Source organism: Shewanella sp. (assembly GCF_013214165.1).
Lineage (GTDB): Bacteria > Pseudomonadota > Gammaproteobacteria > Enterobacterales > Shewanellaceae > Shewanella.
Genome location: NZ_JABSSM010000018.1, coordinates 24,626 through 43,272, shown reverse-complemented (window position 1 = coordinate 43,272; position 18,647 = coordinate 24,626). Strand labels below are relative to the sequence as shown.

Here is an 18,647-nt window from a genome sequence, read left to right as displayed (position 1 = left end):
TAGCTACACCCTTCAAAAATACAGGTATATAGTGTTTTTTCTTAAAGGTCTGAAAAAGAGCCATAGAATTAGCAGGCTAATACAGATGGTAATTGCTATCACCTTAGCCGTGGGTCTTATCCAGTTGTGGCAAACTAGCCTACTACAAGGGCAGCAGCTTCTAAAGTCCCAAACGCAAAAGATGGCCAGATTACTGGTTCAACAGACGGCTTATGGCGCTGCTCCTGCGTTGCAACTGCAAAATGATGAACAACTACAATGGTTAGCCAGCACACTGGTTTTAGACCCTAAGGTGATGTCAGCCAGTATCTTCAGTGAAGACGGACAGAGGCTTTCATTTGCCCAGAGTGTTACCGATGAGGAGCTGGAACCAGGCTCGGAGGAATTAAGTCTGCTACTGCAACGATACCCCCCCTATGTCGAAGCTGTGGTCCAAGATGGTAATAACTTAGGCTTTATCGAGGTGAGGCTAGAGCCCAGACTCTTCTTCAATGAGATTAAAGAAGCCCATCAGATCCATATGGAACAGCAGCAGATGATGCTCATCATAGCGGGTCTGATAGGTATGCTATTGTCCCGATCACTGTCATTTAAACGTGCCGATTTCGATAGACGTAAGACTCGTGCGAAATTAAGAAAGAAGCCGAAGAAGTTAAAGAAGGATAAAGAAGGATAAAGAAGGATAAAGAAGGATAAAGAACCTAGTTCCTAGGTTCTTGGGGGCTAAAGCCCCTCCCATTATTGAGACTAGGCCGCTTATATTCGTTGTAGGACCGGCTTTAGCCGGGAGAGGATGGAGCTAACAACCTAGAATCTCGAACCTAGAACCTAGAACCTAGAACCTAGAACCTAGATTCTCGGGGCTAAAGCCCCTCCTACATAGACACAAAAAAAGGGCTCTAATGAGCCCTTTTGTACATGAATGTACTTATCCCCGATCGCACGGATAGCGATGGAGGGGATTATCAACAACTAAAAGTGAAATTACAGAGTAATTGCCGCTTCTAGTGTCATTTCGATCATTTCGTTGAAAGTAGACTGACGCTCATCGGCAGACGTCTTCTCACCGGTACGGATATGATCTGATACCGTCACGACACATAAAGCCTTAGCACCAAACTCTTTCGCTACGCCGTATAGACCGGCAGCTTCCATCTCGACACCTAGAACGCCCATCTTTTCCATCACGTCGAACATCTCTGGATCTGGCGTGTAGAAAAGGTCTGCCGAGAACAAGTTACCCACGCGGTACTTGATACCTTTAGCGTCGGCGGCCTTAACAACAGCGCTTAGCAGACCGTAATCGGCGATAGCGGCGAAATCCTGGCCCCTGAAACGCAGACGGTTAGCTTGAGAATCGGTACACGCACCCATGCCGATCAATACGTCACGTACTTTAACGTCTGTGCTCACAGCGCCACAAGTCCCCACACGGATCAGGTTCTTAACCCCATAGTCTCTGATAAGTTCTGTTGCGTAGATAGAGGCAGAAGGAATGCCCATGCCTGAACCCATCACTGAGATACGAACGCCTTTATAAGTACCGGTAAAACCAAACATGTTACGCACGTCAGTCACTTGCTCAACGTTCTCCAGGAACGTCTCAGCTATGTATTTAGCACGAAGTGGATCGCCTGGAAAAAGCACAGTATCCGCGAATGCACCATCAACAGCATTAATATGTGGTGTAGCCATCTATATAACCCCTTATATATTTGTAACTTAAACTAGTACTAAAATTAGTATTAAGTCTTATTTATGGCGGCCATCATCTAAACCGCCAAACTTAAAAGCAGTGCTAAACTAATCGATATCAGCTCAGAACTAAATGTATTACTTGACGAAAGACTCGCCATATTCCATCGGTTCTAGCTTAAAATAAGTAGCGATAGATTGACCAATGTCGGCGAAAGTCTTACGACGTCCCAGAGACCCAGCTTCGAGTCCTGCGCCCAATGCCAATACAGGCACACGTTCACGAGTATGATCTGTGCCTTTCCAGCTTGGATCACAGCCGTGATCGGCTGTTAATATCAGCAAATCATCTTCGTTGAGCAGTTCGAGCATCTCAGGCATACGGGAATCGAAATATTCCAGCGCCTTGGCATAACCCGCGATATCGCGGCGATGACCATAATGAGAGTCGAAATCGACGAAGTTAGTGAACACTATGGTTCTGTCGCCCGCTTGTTTAACTTGCTCAAGCGTTGCATCAAACAAGGCTTCGAGGCCAGTCGCCTTCACCTTCTTGGTGATGCCACAATGGGCGTAGATGTCGGCAATTTTGCCGACACTGACCACTTCGCCGCCATCGGCAGCAAGTTTGTCGAGAACCGTCTTCGCTGGTGGCTCTACCGCGTAATCACGACGATTACCGGTGCGCTCAAAATCGCTGGCACAAGTACCGACGAAGGCACGTGCAATCACACGACCAATATTATATGGCTCAAGCTCTTCTCGCGCTATTTGGCATAGAGTATAAAGGTTCTCTAGGCCGAATGACTCTTCATGACAGGCGATCTGAAAAACTGAATCAGCCGAAGTATAGAAGATAGGCTGGCCGGTGCGCATATGCTCTTCGCCCAGCTCTTCTAATATCGCCGTACCCGACGCATGACAGTTACCCATGTAGCTGTCGAGTCCAGCACGGGCCAGAATCTTATCGGTCAGCTCTTTCGGAAAAGAATGAGTCAGTTCGGAGAAGTATCCCCACTCGTATAAGACTGGCACACCTGCCATTTCCCAATGACCACTAGGCGTGTCTTTACCTGTGCTCAGCTCGTCGGCATGCCCATAGGCACCGATAACTTCGACATTGTCACTAAAACCCGCGGCAAATTCACCCGTACTCTCTTTACCCGCCATGGCTAGACCAAGACGACACAGATTAGGCAGTTTGAGTGGTCCTTGACGGCCGATATCGGCTTTACCTTCGGCGCACGCTTTGGCTATGCTACCGAAAGTATCGGACCCGACATCGCCGAAAGATTCTGCATCACTTGCAGCGCCTACACCGAATGAGTCCATCATCATGATGATTGTTCTTTTCATAAAAACCTCTTACGCAGCCTATTTACAGATCTTCGGCGCGTATATAACGATAAATTTCAGGTGTCTTCTCGGGACGAGCATCGGTAACCTGAATAGCATTTCTCACTGCCGCAGAGGCTTCTTCGAAAGCACTCTGTGACTGAGCGTGGATCATGGCAATCGGTTTGTCCTTGGTGATCTCATCACCTAAGGCGCAAACCTGAGTCAGGCCCACACTGTAGTCCAGTGCATCACCAGGTTTGCGGCGTCCACCCCCTAAGGTGACCACTGCTAGACCTAGCTCTCGGGTATCCATGGCTGAGGCGAAACCTGTTTGCTCGGCATAAACCGGGCGCACAATTTTAGACTCAGGCAGATACAGACCTGGATTTTCGATAAAATCTGTCGGACCACCGAGTCCAGATATCATGCGGCCAAAAATTTCGGCAGCCTTACCATTATCGAGCACTCTATTTAGCTTTTGTCTCGCATCGGCTTCATTCGCGGCTATGCCACCGAGTTGCAGCATTTCGGCACATAGACCCATGGTGACTTCGTATAGACGTGGGTTGCGGTATTTACCGGTAAGGAAATCCACCGCCTCTTTCACTTCGACGGCATTACCGGCACAAGAAGCCAAGACCTGGTTCATATCGGTAAGTAGTGCTGTGGTCTTTGTCCCGGCACCGTTTGCTACGGCGGTAATGCTACGAGCCAGCTCTTCAGAGGCTTCATAGGTTGGCATAAATGCGCCGCTGCCGACTTTGACGTCCATCGCCAGAGCATCGAGACCCGCTGCCAGTTTCTTAGAAAGAATTGAAGCAGTAATGAGGGAGATAGACTCGACTGTGGCGGTATTGTCACGGATAGAATAGAAACGTTTATCGGCAGGAACCAGATCGCCGGTTTGACCAATGATGGCCACGCCCGCCTCTTTAACCACTTTTCTAAACAGGGCACTGTCTGGCTCAGTTTGATAACCTGGGATAGCATCAAACTTATCTAAGGTGCCACCGGTATGGCCTAGACCACGACCCGATATCATAGGCACATAACCACCACAAGCGGCAGCCATTGGGCCAAGCATCAAGCTGATCACGTCACCGACGCCACCCGTGCTGTGCTTATCTATGATAGGACCGTTTAGATCCAGACTCTGCCAGTCGAGTACTGTGCCTGAATCACGCATGCATGTGGTCAGCGCGATGCGCTCATCCATGTTCATGTCGTTGAAGTAGACTGCCATACCAAAGGCCGCAATTTGACCTTCTGAAACGGTATTGTCGGTGATGCCTTTAACGAAGAACTGGATCTCTGCTTTTGACAAGGCTTCTGCGTTGCGCTTTTTACGAATTATCTCTTGTGCTAGAAACATGGTACTGCCTCCAAGTCTGTAACTGAAATTCAGTTTTAAGCCACAAACTCTTTTATAAAACACTAAAACTGTAACTTTGCTACATTCGATACTAGCCCAGTTTCAGTGTCTTCATTTAGATTTAGATCACACTTGCTAAAAAGATTAGCCTTATTGTTCACATTAAAAGAATAAGGCTATTGTGACTTAGCCTTGATGAACTAGTAGCCCTGCTTACCTTTAGCAGCTTCACCGAGATCTAACGTGTGCAATAGGTTAACTAGCAGACTAGATGCACCGAAACGGAAAGTGCTTGGAGTCGCCCAATCATCACCTAAGAGACGAGCCGCTACGCCTAAAAATTCTTTAGCTGCGGCGGCATCACGCACGCCACCTGCAGGCTTGAAACCTACTTTAGTGTTCTTCTCGCTGATCACTGTCATCATGATCTCAGCCGCTTCTAGCGTGGCATTGACCGCGACTTTACCGGTTGAAGTCTTGATAAAATCGGCACCTGCATCGATACAAAGCTCAGAGGCTTTACGGATAAGTGCCGGATCTTGCAGCACACCTGATTCTATGATGACTTTAAGCAGAACTTCATCACCACAAGCTTCTTTACAGGCTTTGACTAGCTCGAAACCGACCGTTTCATTGCCATCCATCAGGGCGCGGTAGGGGAAGACGACATCGACTTCGTCAGCACCGTAAGCAACGGCTGCACGAGTCTCTAATACTGCAATAGCAATATCATCGTTGCCGTGTGGAAAGTTAGTCACAGTCGCGATACGTACGCTGTCAGCGCCCATTTCGTTCAGTGTCTTACGGGCAATCGGGATAAAACGAGGATAGATACAGATAGCGGCGGTGTTACCTGCCGCAGTCTGCGCCTTATGACAAAGCTCGATCACTTTCTGATCGGTATCGTCGTCATTAAGGGTAGTTAGGTCCATTAATTGAATGGCTTTTTGTGCAGCTTGCTTTAAATCGCTCATAATAGTTCTCCGAAACAAATTTCAATGTGTAAAAGTTCAAATAGTAAATTGAAATAGAAATCTAATTATGACAGTGCCGATAGGGGGCGTTTTGACTATTCGTTATGGCCGGGCCTTCGGGCAATGCCTAAGACACCACCATAGGTGACATCTGGTAATTCAGGTATTCAGCGTTGCTAGCGATTTCTGATATATAGCCGCTAATAACAATCCTGACACTAGGTCACGACTTGAATCCTTGAAGACCGGGAAGGGGAACAGCATCATTACAACTAACATTGCTAGGTTCCTGCCTTGCCGCGAAAAATCCATTTTAGCGCGTAAAACGTTCATTTATCTTTATATTGTATAGATTAAGCTTTAATTAAACAGACTAACAAAATATAGCTCATGCTTAAGTAAAGGTTAAATATAGAGCCGTGCATCGCACGGCTCTAGATGCTTACTTATTGCTAATAAAAAATCTATGACTCATCGTCAAGATTAGCTCTTAGAACTTGTAAGTTGCTGAGAAGTAATGTGCGAAACCTGTAGACTGGAAGCCATCAGAGTCTTTGATTAGGTAAACATCACTGAATGCCTTTAAGCCATAACCAACTGCAAACTGGTCAGAATGCCAATAGATACCATTGAACATTACCCCGCCAGAAGACGCTTGAGTAGTAGAATAGTCATTGTCACTTGCAAACTGATAGTCTAGGTAACCTTGATAAGAGATGAAGCTACCGTTATCGAAGTTGTAGAAAGGCTTGAACCAGTTCATCGAGAACTGGTAACCATTCCAAGCTTTAGCTTGAATTTCATAATACTTATATAGGTTCATGCTTACTTTGCCCAACCAAGGAACCATAACATCAGCACCTATACCGATTGAAGCATTGTTTACATCACCAGCATCTTCACCGTAAAGGTCTTTGTCTCCGCCGCCCCAGTTAAATAGAGTCGAGATGTAAACTTCTTGAATTGGACCAGTGGATAGATCCCAACCTGTCATTGCATCGATAGAGAAACGCGGTGCAAACTTAAGGAACATTTTTGGAGAACCAGACTTATCGCTATCTGGACGTTCACTTGGGTTAAAAATATCTAAATAACCATACAAATCGACAACACCTGAACGGCCACCGAATTCTAATTCAAGATAGTCATGGCTGCTTCCACCTGGAAGTTCATCAACGGCATACATGTAGTTCATCTGCATCCAGTTGTAATCACCCGCGTGGATATCATCGCCGCGGTCTGCCGCGAACGTTGGTGCAGATATCGCTGCTGTTGCTGCAAGTGCTGTAGCGAGTGCTATAGTTTTAACGTTTTTCATCATCAACCCCATTTATTTTATGGTATGCCGCTCTTTTCGAGTCAGCGTTCTTTTCTTATGGCGCCGCATTCTACCCAATTTATCGTAAAGCACAATATAATTAATGTAAAAATGCGAACACAAAATCCTAACAAATGAACAAACTTCTGATTCTTCATGCTATTTAATAACAGCTATGGTGAAAAATCTGATTTTAAATTGTGTTTAATCGAGTACAGCTCTCCCCTAAAAATCAGCGAGAAGGAGATGTAGTCTGGTATTACTGCGAAAAATGGTTGAGCTAACTTGGACCCTGCCCCCATGAACAGCGCCCAATTGTGGGTTGCCCCACAGGATTACCCTTAGACATAAAACAAGGCAGCTCACTATAAGCTGCCTATGGATTACATTGCTAAGAATAGACCCGCTAGTGTCGCACTCATTAGGTTCGCAAGCGATGCTGCGATAACGGCACGTACACCTAGCTTAGCTAAGTCATGACGACGGCTTGGCGCCATGGCACCTAGACCACCAAGTAGAATTGCGATTGAAGATAGGTTAGCGAATCCACATAGTGCGAATGAGATGATAGCTTTAGTTCTATCAGTCATAGCAAGACCGGTTTCAGCAACAACCATACCGCCTTCGGCAATATCTTTAAGGTAAGGGGCGAAGTTCAGGTAAGCGACGAATTCGTTGACGATGATCTTCTGACCGATGAATGAACCAGCAACCAAAGCTTCGTTCCAAGGTACACCGATTAGGAATGCTAGAGGCATGAAGATGTAACCTAGGATAAGTTCCAGAGTTAAGTTCTCGATACCAACTAATCCACCTAGTCCACCGATCATGCCGTTAAGCATGGCGATAAGACCCACGAAGGCAAGTAGCATAGCACCCACGTTAAGTGCTAAATGCATACCAGATGCAGCGCCGGCAGCAGCAGCGTCGATGACGTTAGCTGGCTTGTCGGCGTCTTCTGGTAAGTCGCCCATCTTGTTGATAGTTTCTTCGGTCTCTGGGTGCATAAGCTTGGCCATCATAAGACCACCAGGCGCTGCCATAAATGACGCAGCAACCAAATACTCAATCTTAACGCCCATGCCAGCATAACCAGCAAGTACCGCACCAGCGATAGAAGCCAGACCACCCACCATGATGGCGAAAAGCTCTGAGTTAGTCATGGTCGCGATAAACGGACGCACAACTAGGGGAGCCTCAGTTTGGCCGACGAAGATGTTTGCCGTCGCAGCCATAGACTCAGTACGACTTGTACCTAGTGCTTTTTGCAATGCACCACCAATGAACTTGATGACAAGTTGCATGATGCCTAGGTAGTAAAGCACTGCGATTAAAGAAGAGAAGAAGATAATCACAGGTAAAACGCGAACAGCGAAGACGAAGCCAACACCGTTTGCGAACATGGCGTCAGTACCTAGACCACCGAAGAGGAAGTCGATACCCGCTTGAGAGTAACCAATGACATTGGCTACGCCCATTGAAACGCCACCTAGTACTTCTTGACCAATTGGCACGTAAAGAACGAAGCCACCGAAAGCGGCTTGAATTGCTAACGCACCAATTACGGTACGGTAATTGATTGACTTTTTACCATTAGAGAGTAAAAAACCAATCAATAGTAAGGTGACCACCCCTACTAGACTCATTAAAATATCCATTAACCATCACCCTATTGTTAATACTTTTTAATTATGGTGTTAACCAACCTTTTTCGCGGACGATTATACCCGAGCAAAAACTCAAAAGCGTTGTTTCGATCATGTTTTTGAAGTTTAATTTCAGTACTTTAATCACAAACTACGATGCGATTCACATCTGTTTAAATTAAAATTAATTTAAGGTCAAAGAGTTGCACCGCATTTTGAAACGTTTGTTCTGAAATCAGAACACTGGTTTTTTTCTGTAAATTTGCTATTTCTGCGATGATTGACTGCAAAATAAGGGGTGTGTTGCGTGACCCAGCTGCATTTCGAGGTGCCATAGCAGGAGAATCTGTCTCGATTAACACGCTATCGAGGGGAAGTTGAGCGACGCAGGTTTGCAGTTTTCTGGCACTCGGGTTTAAAATCAAGCCACCGATCCCCAGCTTAAAACCTAGCTTAATGTACTCGCTAGCGATGTCTAAGCTACCATAGAAGCCATGGACCACTCCGCCTCTGGGCAGAGAGTAGCGTTTCAAGATGGCCAGCATCTCACTATGGGCCTTCACCACATGCAAGATCACCGGCAAGTTTAGCTGCCGGGCCATAGAGAGTTGCGCCTTCAGTGCAATGACTTGTCCGTCCCAATTGTCCTTACGTAGCTTATCCAGACCACACTCTCCGATGGCAACCAAGTATGGGTCTTGCTGATAACTATTGAGTTTAGTGGTTAAATGCTCCAAGGCCTGTTGCGGATCGTCTTCGCAAAACCAAGGGTGTATGCCTAACCCAAAAGGACATGAGTACCGCTTTGCGACATCCATTTGCTTGTCCCAGCGCTCGGGGCTGACTCCAGGGATGATAGCCGTTGCTATGCCTGCCAGCGCCATAGACTCGAAGAGTTCATCACGGTCGCTATCGAACAAGGCATCGTCCAGATGTGCATGGCTATCGAGTATTCGCATCGGCGTCATTATCCGCTCATTCAATGAATTTAATTTAATTTAATCATACCAAGATCGGCTGTTATCTTTTGTGGCTTAAGAAAACGCCCCAGAGACCTTGCCATAACAAAATCTATACATATAAGATAATAAACGATTCAATAAAAAAGCCCCAATCTTTCGACTGGGGCTTAATGAGAACAAGGCGTCGAACACTAGTCTAGATTAATTCTCACGCGTCTTGGCGAACTGAATATCAGGATAACGCTCCATAGACAGATTAAGATTAACCATAGTCGGGGCGATATAGGTCAGGTTATTACCGCCATCCAGGGCTAAGTTAACACTGCACTTACGTCTAAAGTCGTCTAGTTTTCTCTCATCGTCACAATACACCCAACGGGCAGTTGAGACATTGATGGCTTCATAGATGGCTTCGACCTTATATTCACTCTTCAAGCGACCAACAACCACTTCAAACTGAAGTACACCGACAGCGCCAACGATAAGATCGTTCGAATCTATGGGTCTGAATACCTGCACGGCTCCCTCTTCGGCAAGCTGAACCAGGCCTTTAAGTAGCTGCTTCTGTTTCAACGGGTCTTTTAGACGGATTCGACGGAACATCTCAGGCGCAAAGTTAGGAATGCCGGTGAAACGCAGCTTCTCACCTTGGGTAAAGGTATCGCCGATACGCATGGTGCCGTGGTTATGCAGGCCAATAATATCACCAGGATACGCCACTATGGCACGATTACGGTCACCTGCCATAAAGGTCAACGCATCACTGACATTGACATCTTTACCTAGACGCACATGGTGCATCTTCATGCCCTGCTCATACTTACCAGAACAGATCCGCATAAATGCGACTCTGTCTCTGTGTCTGGGATCCATGTTTGCTTGGATCTTAAACACGAAGCCAGAGAATTTCTCCTCTTGTGGCAGTACATCTCTCGCCTCGGTTTCACGAGGCTGAGGTGTAGGAGCCCATTCGACCATGCCGTCGAGAATATGATCGACACCGAAGTTACCCAATGCAGTACCGAAGAATACCGGCGTCAGCTCTCCCTTGAGGAACAACTCCAGATCAAATTCAGTCGCTGCGCCCAGAACCAACTCTAACTCTTCGCGCACTTCGTCGGCATAGGCACCGATAGCTTCATCAAGATCAGGGTTATCCAGCCCCTTGATGATCTTAGAATCCTGAATGGTATGTCCCTGACCACTCTGGTATAGGATCACCTCATCACGCAGCAGATGATAAACACCTTTAAACTCTTTACCTGAGCCTATCGGCCAGGTAATGGGTGCACAGGCAATTTTCAGTACCTCTTCGACCTCGTCCATCAGCTCTAATGGATCGCGAATATCACGGTCACATTTGTTCATAAATGTGACGATAGGCGTATCACGCAGGCGCGTGACTTCCATTAGCTTAATCGTTCTTTGCTCTACACCTTTTGCCGAATCGATAACCATCAGACAAGAATCGACGGCAGTCAGGGTACGATAAGTATCTTCCGAGAAGTCTTCGTGACCCGGAGTATCGAGGAGATTGATTAACACTTCTTTATAGGGAAACTGCATGACAGATGTGGTGATCGAGATCCCACGCTCTTTCTCCATCTCCATCCAGTCAGACTTGGCATGCTGACCCGACTTCTTACCTTTTACGGTTCCGGCCTTCTGTAAGGCATTACCGAACAAGAGTACTTTTTCGGTAATGGTGGTTTTACCCGCATCCGGGTGAGAGATAATGGCGAAAGTGCGACGTTTGCCGACCTCAACTGTATTGGCTGACATGGTAACCTGCAGATTGGTGATGTGCTAAAAAGGCGGCAATTATAGCGCCAAGCGAACAAATTAGCTAGGTGACTCATAGCTGAGCCTATATTTTAATATAGGCATAAAAAATGCCATCTCAACGAGATGGCATTAGGCTTTCAATAACCTCTGAGCTAAATTATTGGCTCAGCTGCTCTTGATGCATGATGCTATTTAACCTAGCTAACTCGATCCGCGCATATCTATGCTCGACAAAGTCATAGATGTTGGTCGCCAGTGCCAGCCTGAAATAATTTGCCGCATCGCTATACTGACCTTGCTCTTGGGCTATCTTAGCAATATAGAAGTAAGCTTCACATAAACGTTCCGCATATTCATTGGGGTGAGAAAGCCCCACTTTAGCCGCTGCAAACACCTCTTCCCTGGAGTTTTTACCAAGATAATAATCCACCAATACACTCGACCAGGCATTTGGCGCAAGATCTGGCTGACTCATTGCTAGGTTAGCCTTGGCTTGCTCAGTATCCTGAGCACTTTGTGTCAGGTACAACCATAAGGCGCGGTAGCCATCCTTAGGGTCCAATGAATAGAATGATTGCATATCGGCAATCGCTAACTCATAACGCCCACCATAATAGAGGGCGATACCACGGTTTAAGAATGCGTAATCATATTCCGGTGACAGCTCCAGCACAGCATCGAAGGCTTCATATGCACTCTCGAACTGACCTTCCTGAGTATGATAGATGCCGATAAAGTTATAGGCATCGGCAAGATTAGGCTGAAGTTTCAATGCTTGATGAAAATCGATGCGGCTCAAGATCCGCAAACCTACGCTGTCATAGATGACACCGCGGTCATAATGGAATCGTGCCCTTTGCTCTTGAGTTAAATCGACTGAGGATAAAATTTCATTTAACTTGGCAAGCGTGATCTCTAGCTTGTAATCGGGCATGACGGGCTCAACCATCACCTTACCTTGCTCGCTGCCACCAGATTGAGTCGACACACATCCGGTCAGGAAAATACTCATACCAGCCAAAACAGCAATTGCGGTGGTCCGCACTTTTTGATTCATCCATTTAACCCTTTGAGTTCAACTATGAGGCTAATCATAGCAATCCCCTATCGCTACTGCTATCAGGGATTTAATTTTTTCTGTACTCATTCAGCTTATTGCTAGCAAAAAGCATGCGTTTACAAGAAATGACGTCCAGCACAGCTAATTTTTTGCACATTATTGACTAAAATATTACCAAACCAAATCAACGAGTACAAAAAAGGAGACCCTGAGGTCTCCTTGTTTAATTCACTAATATCGTGATTACTCGGCAGCGGGTGCTGACTCGGCTTTAGGCTGCGCTTCTTTCATAGAAAGACGTACGCGACCCTGACGATCAACTTCCATCACCTTAACTTTGACTTCTTGACCCGTCTGTAGGTAATCAGAAACGTTGGCAACACGCTCTTCAGCTATCTGAGAGATATGAACCAAACCATCTTTACCAGGCAAGATTGTCACGAAGGCACCAAAATCAACGATACGAACAACCTTACCGTTATAGATAGTACCGACTTCGACTTCAGCAGTGATCTCTTCGATACGACGGATAGCTTCTTTAGTCGCTTCGCCGTTAGAAGAAGCGATCTTAACTGTACCGTCATCTTCTAGCTCAATCGTGGTGCCAGTTTCTTCGGTAAGCGCACGAATTGTAGCGCCACCTTTACCAATCACATCACGGATCTTTTCAGGGTTGATCTTGATGGTGGTAATACGTGGTGCGTGAGCCGAGATATCGTCACGATGTGTGCCAATAGCCTGGTCCATCACGTTAAGGATATGAACTCGAGCGCCATAAGCTTGCTGAAGTGCGATCTGCATGATCTCTTGTGTGATACCTTCGATCTTGATATCCATCTGCAGTGCTGTGATACCGTCACGAGTACCAGCAACTTTGAAGTCCATATCACCTAAGTGATCTTCATCACCTAAAATGTCAGAAAGAACGACGAAATCGTCACCCTCTTTAACTAGACCCATGGCGATACCGGCAACAGACGTCTTGATCGGAACACCCGCATCCATTAACGCAAGAGAAGTACCACATACAGAAGCCATAGAGCTTGAACCGTTTGATTCAGTGATCTCTGATACGACGCGAATGCTGTATGGGAATTCTTCAGCAGAAGGCATAACCGCTTTCATACCACGCCAAGCTAGCTTACCGTGACCAATTTCACGACGCTTAGGCGAACCCACAAAACCCGTCTCACCAACACAGTAAGGAGGGAAGTTGTAGTGCAGCATAAAGCGGTTAGTGTATTCGCCCATGATGCTGTCAACTTTCTGTGCATCACGCTCGGTACCTAGAGTACAAGTCACTAGTGCTTGAGTCTCACCACGGGTAAATATCGCGCTACCGTGAGTACGTGGAAGTACACCGGCCATCACGTTAAGACCACGAACCATATCTGGCTCACGACCATCGATACGAGGCTTACCCGCTATGATGCGACTACGTACGACTTGCTTCTCAACGCTACTTAATATCTTACCGACTTCACGTAGGTCGACATCCGCATTTTCAGCAACAAGAGTCTCGATAGCGTCACTCTTAAGTACATTAACCGCGTCACGACGTTCGCTCTTATCGGCGATCTGGTATGCAGCTGAGAATTTTTCTTCTGCAAGCACCTTAATTTTGGCGACCAAATCTGCATCAGATACAGGTGCAGACCAATTCCAAGCAGGCTTGCCCGCTTCTGCTTTAAGCTCCTTGATGGCTGTGATAACAACTTGCTGTTGCTCATGACCATAGGCGACGCTGCCTAGCATCACTTCTTCAGCCAAAGAGGCGGCTTCAGACTCCACCATCAATACTGCGCCTTCAGTACCTGCGACGATTAGGTCTAGGTCACTCTCGGCTAGCTGACTAACTTCAGGGTTAAGGATATATTCGCCGTTGATGTAACCAACGCGTGCCACACCCAATGGACCATTGAATGGCAGGCCTGAGATAGCTAGGGCTGCAGAAGTACCTATCATAGAGATAACATCAGGATTGATTTCAGGATCCACAGAAACCACTGTGATAATTACCTGAACTTCATTCTTGAAGCCATTAGGGAATAGAGGACGAATGGGACGGTCGATAAGACGTGCGATCAGGGTTTCACTCTCAGATGGACGACCTTCACGCTTAAAGAAACCACCAGGGATCTTACCAGCAGCGTAAGTTCTTTCCTGATAATTAACTGTGAGAGGGAAAAAGTCGCGACCCGGCTCTTCGTCTTTCTTTCCTACCACAGTAACCAAAACTGTAGTATCACCCATACTTGCTAATACGGCAGCATCTGCTTGACGTGCAATAACCCCAGTCTCTAATGTGACTGTGTGCTGACCATACTCAAAACTCTTTACGATTGGATTCACGTGAACCATTCCTTAAATTTAATTATCTTAATTACACGCGCAAGTATACTTCATCTCTATTCAAGAGATAAAGGGCACAGATTGATGACAAAGCCGAAACTTTTCTCTAAAGTGGATATAATCAGGATTATTTTGTTATTGGGTGCCTAAATAGTTCAGTTTCTAATATCAGTTCACTGATTAATGGATGAGTTAATGACTGCTAGCTTTAAATCACTTACATGGAAACAAACCAGCCTGGTCGTTTTTTCGGCACTCTTCTTCGCTGTCGCCATTTTTATCGTCGAGATAGCCTTGGTCGGTGTTACTACCAGAGATGAACTTAAAACGTCGCAGAAAGAGTTATTAGACTCGGTGGAGCAATCGGCCTCGAACGCAGTTTGGGCGTTGGACGATAACTTAGCTAAACAAACCATAGAGGGGATGTTAAAAGTCGCCCATGTGGGTTCCGCAGTTATCGAACTCGATGACGGTTCCATGTTTGTCTCAGTCGCCTCACCTCTCTCTTCACCCAATATGTTTAATCAATTGAGTAAGAAACTGTTTGGCGATCTCAGAGAGATCTCCCGCAGCCTTTATCGACCCATTAATTTTAAAGACAGTGAGCAACAGCAGCTCATAGGCACATTAACCATCTTCTACGACACCCAAGAACTCACTGATTCACTCTTTTCACAACTCAGATTCAGCTTAATTGCAACGTTGACCAGAGCCCTGCTTATTACTCTATTGCTGTCGATTGTTTTTCATCGTTTCTTGACCAAACCCATCGCCGAGATCAGTGAGGCAATTGACAAGATCGATCCTGAATCACCCGCTGAGAACTTACTGCCGGTATCTAAGGCTCATATGGATGATGAGCTAGGTCTGGTTACCTCAAAATTTAACCAGATACTGATTCAGTTTGCGCAGACCCAGAGTAAACTGAGAAAGATGGCGACTAGAGACCCACTCACGGGTTTACCTAACCGCACCCTGCTGCTGGAAACCATAGCGGTTAGCATTCAAAGGGCCCGTGTACATAAACACCAATTTTGCATGTTATTTATCGACCTAGACAGGTTTAAAAATATCAATGATTCCTTGGGTCATGCCATTGGAGACCAATTTCTTACTCGAATAGCGCAAGTTCTCGAACGCGTAGTGGCAGATAAAGGCACTGTGGCTCGCCTGGGCGGGGATGAATTCGTGATATTAGCCGATGAAATACGTAGCCCAGATCAGGCAGCCGACTTTGTTGAGCACATGCTTTTTCAACTGAACACACCGATGCAACTCAAGGAACACACCATACATCCGGCGGCATCAGTTGGCATCTCAATCTACCCCGATGACGGTATGAGCGCCGAAGATCTGATCCGCCATTCGGATATCGCTATGTATAGTGCAAAAGCTGCGGGCTCGAATCAATGGGCCTTCTTCAAGCCACAGATGACAGAGAGGGCAGCGGTTAGGTTACGAACCGAAGCTTCCCTGCATGACGCACTGAAGAACAATGAGTTTGTGCTGCATTACCAGCCAAAGCTCGATATTAAGACAGGAAAAGTGATTAGCTGTGAGGCACTTATTCGCTGGCAGAAAGATGGGCGCCTGATCAGTCCCATGACCTTTATCCCGGTAGCCGAAGAAACCGGGATCATCATCCCCATAGGTCGCTGGGTCATAGAGGAGGCATGTAAAACGATCAAGGAGTGGCAAACAAAGTATAATTTTGCACTGCCAATAGCGGTCAATGTGGCTTCACAGCAATTTGAAGATCCAAGTTTGGTTCCGGATATAAAACAGCTATCCCTTAGATATCAAATAAGACCTGACTTGTTAGAGATAGAGATAACCGAAACTTCCTTGATGAATAATATAGAGAAAGCCATTACCAAGTTGGAACAGCTTAAATCGGCAGGATTCGGTATTGCCGTGGATGATTTCGGTACCGGCTACTCATCATTATCTTATCTACGCCACCTGCCCATTACCACCATGAAGATCGATCGCTGCTTCGTTACCGACCTCCCCCAGGAGAGTGCCATAGCCTCGACCATCCTAATGTTAGGTAAACAACTTAAACTCAATATCGTCGCGGAAGGAATAGAAACCCAAGAACAGTTGGATTGGCTCAAAGCCCATGATTGTCAGATGGGTCAAGGTTTCTTCTTCAGTGAACCCCTGTCTCAACATGATTTTGAAGAAAAATACATCAAACCTAATACGGCGACTATCAGTCAGATTTAGACTCTAGTGCCTAGGCCTGCTTTTTTACAGGCAATAAAAAAGGAGGCCTAAGCCTCCTTTTCCAGGTTTAATCGTTAAAATTAACGACGTAGACCTAGCTTCTTGATGAGTTCCTGGTAACGAACATTTTCAGTACGCTTAAGGTATGCAAGAAGTTTACGACGTGTGCTGACCATACGTAGTAGACCACGACGAGAGTGATGATCATGGATGTGCTGCTTGAAATGGCCCTGTAGATGATTAATCTGAGCAGTTAAAAGAGCAACCTGAACTTCAGAAGAACCAGTATCGTTTTCACAACGACCGAAGTCAGCTAGGATTTTTGCAGTTTGTTCAGCATTTAGTGACATTTTGTCTCTCCAAATAATGCATTAATAAATCTTTAGCCAATCACTAACTCAGCTAAAGGAGCGCGGCATTTTACCTATTCCCGGCGGGTTACGCAACCGGCAAAGTAAAATAACCGCTAAAAGGTAAGCTTAAGTGGTTTCTACGCCATCTCTGAGCACGATGAGGCGCTTAGGTGCCAACAGACCATCATCATTGATCGAGCCAATACCGACAAACTTATGCGCTTCACCGATAGTGAGCCGCACGAGTTCTCCATCGGCTAACTGACAATTTCCAGGATTCTGCACCGGATTGCCGTTCATTAGGTAAGGTGCGACTGTGTCGGCTAAGTTAATTTCTTGAAACTTACTGACCGCAGTATCCATAGGCAGCAATAGCTCATCGAGCATAGCCTTAGCATCCACACCTTCGGCCTCAGCCTTTTCAACCATCTCATTGAGCTGAGTTAGGCTGACAATGCGATCATAAGGGTAGTCTGCGACTTGAGTACGCCTGAGCATAATCACATGAGCGCCGCAGCCCAACATTTCACCGAGATTATCTGTGATGGTTCGAATATAGGTTCCCTTAGAACAATGTATGTCTAAGGTCAGCTCATCGCCTTCTAAAGAGATAAAATTCAGTTCAAATACCGTGATGGGTCTGGCTTCTCTAGGCACTTCGATGCCTTCGCGGGCATACTTGTACAGGGGCTGGCCCTTATGCTTTAGTGCCGAGAACATGGAAGGCACCTGCATAGTCTCGCCACGGAAATAATCCAGCGACTGCATCAATAAGTCTTGGCTAAAATCCAGCGGACGAGTCTGCACCACTTGACCGTCAGAATCGCTAGTATCGGTGCGTACACCGAGTTTAGCCGTGACCAGATAGCGCTTATCTGCATCGAGAAGGTGCTGAGAAAACTTGGTCGCTTCACCCAGACATATAGGTAACATGCCTGTGGCTAAGGGATCTAAGGCGCCAGTATGACCCGCTTTATTGGCATCGAAAAGCCGCTTTACCCTTTGCAGGGCAAAGTTAGAGCTCATCCCGGTCTCTTTATCCAAGAGCAGGATCCCATCAATGAAGCGACCACGCTGACGACGCCCCATTAATCCTCACCTTGCTGATCTTTATCTTCACCTTGTTCATCACGATTAGCTTTTTTCTGCTTAGCTTCGTCGTTATGAATGACGCGCGTCACCAAGTTGGACATGCGCATGCCTTCAACCAAGGAGGCATCGTAGATGAATCTAAGTTCTGGCATCACGCGCAATTTCATCCGGCCCGCGACTAAGGAACGTATGTAGCCAGCGGCACTGCTGAGTGCTTCAAGCTTCTCTGCCACTATCTTCTCATCTTCTTCGAAGAAGGTGACAAACACCTTGGCGTAGCTAAGGTCACGAGAGACTTCCACATCGTTGACCGTTACCATGCCTACACGAGGGTCCTTGATATCACGATGTAATACCTGGGCTAGCTCTTGTTGTAACTGTTGCCCGATACGGCGTGTGCGACTAAATTCTTTTGCCATGATATTTGGCCTTAATATTATATTCTGCGGTTTGCAGCTATAAACAAAAAGG

At 46.3% G+C, this 18,647-nt stretch carries 15 protein-coding genes; 2 read left to right on the top strand and 13 right to left on the bottom strand.

What is annotated here, in order from left to right; genetic code table 11:
- Positions 1-85: 85 nt before the first annotated feature.
- On the top strand, positions 86-676 hold the full coding sequence (locus HRU42_RS05915) for an AhpA/YtjB family protein (protein ID WP_295029498.1): 591 nt from the start codon (positions 86-88) through the stop codon (positions 674-676).
- A gap of 308 nt (positions 677-984) precedes the next feature.
- Here the strand turns inward: HRU42_RS05915 and deoD are convergent, their stop codons facing one another.
- The 10 genes from deoD to pnp form a co-directional block, all read right to left on the bottom strand.
- On the bottom strand, positions 985-1,695 hold the full coding sequence (gene deoD / locus HRU42_RS05910) for a purine-nucleoside phosphorylase (protein WP_295029496.1): 711 nt from the start codon (positions 1,693-1,695) through the stop codon (positions 985-987).
- 138 nt (positions 1,696-1,833) lie between these two features.
- Positions 1,834-3,051: a phosphopentomutase gene (locus tag HRU42_RS05905; RefSeq protein ID WP_295029494.1), complete on the bottom strand. Its 1,218-nt coding sequence runs from the start codon at positions 3,049-3,051 to the stop codon at positions 1,834-1,836.
- Positions 3,052-3,073: 22 nt separating this feature from the next.
- Positions 3,074-4,405, bottom strand: coding sequence for a thymidine phosphorylase (gene deoA / locus HRU42_RS05900; RefSeq protein WP_295029492.1), 1,332 nt, complete (start codon positions 4,403-4,405; stop codon positions 3,074-3,076).
- A 200-nt stretch (positions 4,406-4,605) separates the two neighbouring features.
- Positions 4,606-5,379 (bottom strand): deoxyribose-phosphate aldolase, encoded by a 774-nt coding sequence (gene deoC, locus HRU42_RS05895; RefSeq protein WP_295029490.1) that lies wholly within the window; start codon positions 5,377-5,379, stop codon positions 4,606-4,608.
- A 490-nt stretch (positions 5,380-5,869) separates the two neighbouring features.
- Entirely contained in the window at positions 5,870-6,697 is an 828-nt protein-coding gene (locus tag HRU42_RS05890) for an outer membrane protein OmpK (RefSeq protein ID WP_295029489.1), read from the bottom strand.
- Positions 6,698-7,080: 383 nt separating this feature from the next.
- The gene (locus HRU42_RS05885) at positions 7,081-8,355 is read right to left on the bottom strand and encodes a NupC/NupG family nucleoside CNT transporter (protein WP_295029487.1); all 1,275 of its coding nucleotides are present in this window, start codon (positions 8,353-8,355) and stop codon (positions 7,081-7,083) included.
- A gap of 161 nt (positions 8,356-8,516) precedes the next feature.
- A complete protein-coding gene (locus HRU42_RS05880; protein WP_295029486.1) occupies positions 8,517-9,311 on the bottom strand; it encodes a TatD family hydrolase in 795 nt (264 codons plus the stop codon).
- A gap of 195 nt (positions 9,312-9,506) precedes the next feature.
- Positions 9,507-11,087 carry a peptide chain release factor 3 gene (prfC, locus tag HRU42_RS05875; RefSeq protein ID WP_295029484.1) on the bottom strand — a complete coding sequence of 527 codons (1,581 nt, stop codon included), beginning with the start codon at positions 11,085-11,087 and terminating at the stop codon, positions 9,507-9,509.
- A 160-nt stretch (positions 11,088-11,247) separates the two neighbouring features.
- Positions 11,248-12,147 carry a lipoprotein NlpI gene (gene nlpI, locus HRU42_RS05870; protein WP_295029482.1) on the bottom strand — a complete coding sequence of 300 codons (900 nt, stop codon included), beginning with the start codon at positions 12,145-12,147 and terminating at the stop codon, positions 11,248-11,250.
- Positions 12,148-12,393: 246 nt separating this feature from the next.
- Entirely contained in the window at positions 12,394-14,502 is a 2,109-nt protein-coding gene (gene pnp, locus HRU42_RS05865; protein ID WP_295029481.1) for a polyribonucleotide nucleotidyltransferase, read from the bottom strand.
- Positions 14,503-14,697: 195 nt separating this feature from the next.
- Between pnp and HRU42_RS05860 the strand changes: the two genes are divergently transcribed.
- The gene (locus tag HRU42_RS05860) at positions 14,698-16,731 is read left to right on the top strand and encodes an EAL domain-containing protein (protein WP_295029480.1); all 2,034 of its coding nucleotides are present in this window, start codon (positions 14,698-14,700) and stop codon (positions 16,729-16,731) included.
- Positions 16,732-16,811: 80 nt separating this feature from the next.
- Here the strand turns inward: HRU42_RS05860 and rpsO are convergent, their stop codons facing one another.
- The 3 genes from rpsO to rbfA all read right to left on the bottom strand — a co-directional run bounded on the left by rpsO (position 16,812) and on the right by rbfA (position 18,595).
- A complete protein-coding gene (gene rpsO / locus HRU42_RS05855) occupies positions 16,812-17,081 on the bottom strand; it encodes a 30S ribosomal protein S15 (protein ID WP_005503004.1) in 270 nt (89 codons plus the stop codon).
- Between the two features lie 129 nt (positions 17,082-17,210).
- Positions 17,211-18,173, bottom strand: a complete 963-nt coding sequence (gene truB / locus HRU42_RS05850) for a tRNA pseudouridine(55) synthase TruB (RefSeq protein ID WP_295029477.1) — start codon at positions 18,171-18,173, stop codon at positions 17,211-17,213.
- A complete protein-coding gene (rbfA, locus tag HRU42_RS05845) occupies positions 18,173-18,595 on the bottom strand; it encodes a 30S ribosome-binding factor RbfA (protein ID WP_295029475.1) in 423 nt (140 codons plus the stop codon). Before rbfA ends, truB begins: the two co-directional genes overlap by 1 nt.
- Between the last annotated feature and the right edge of the window lie 52 nt (positions 18,596-18,647).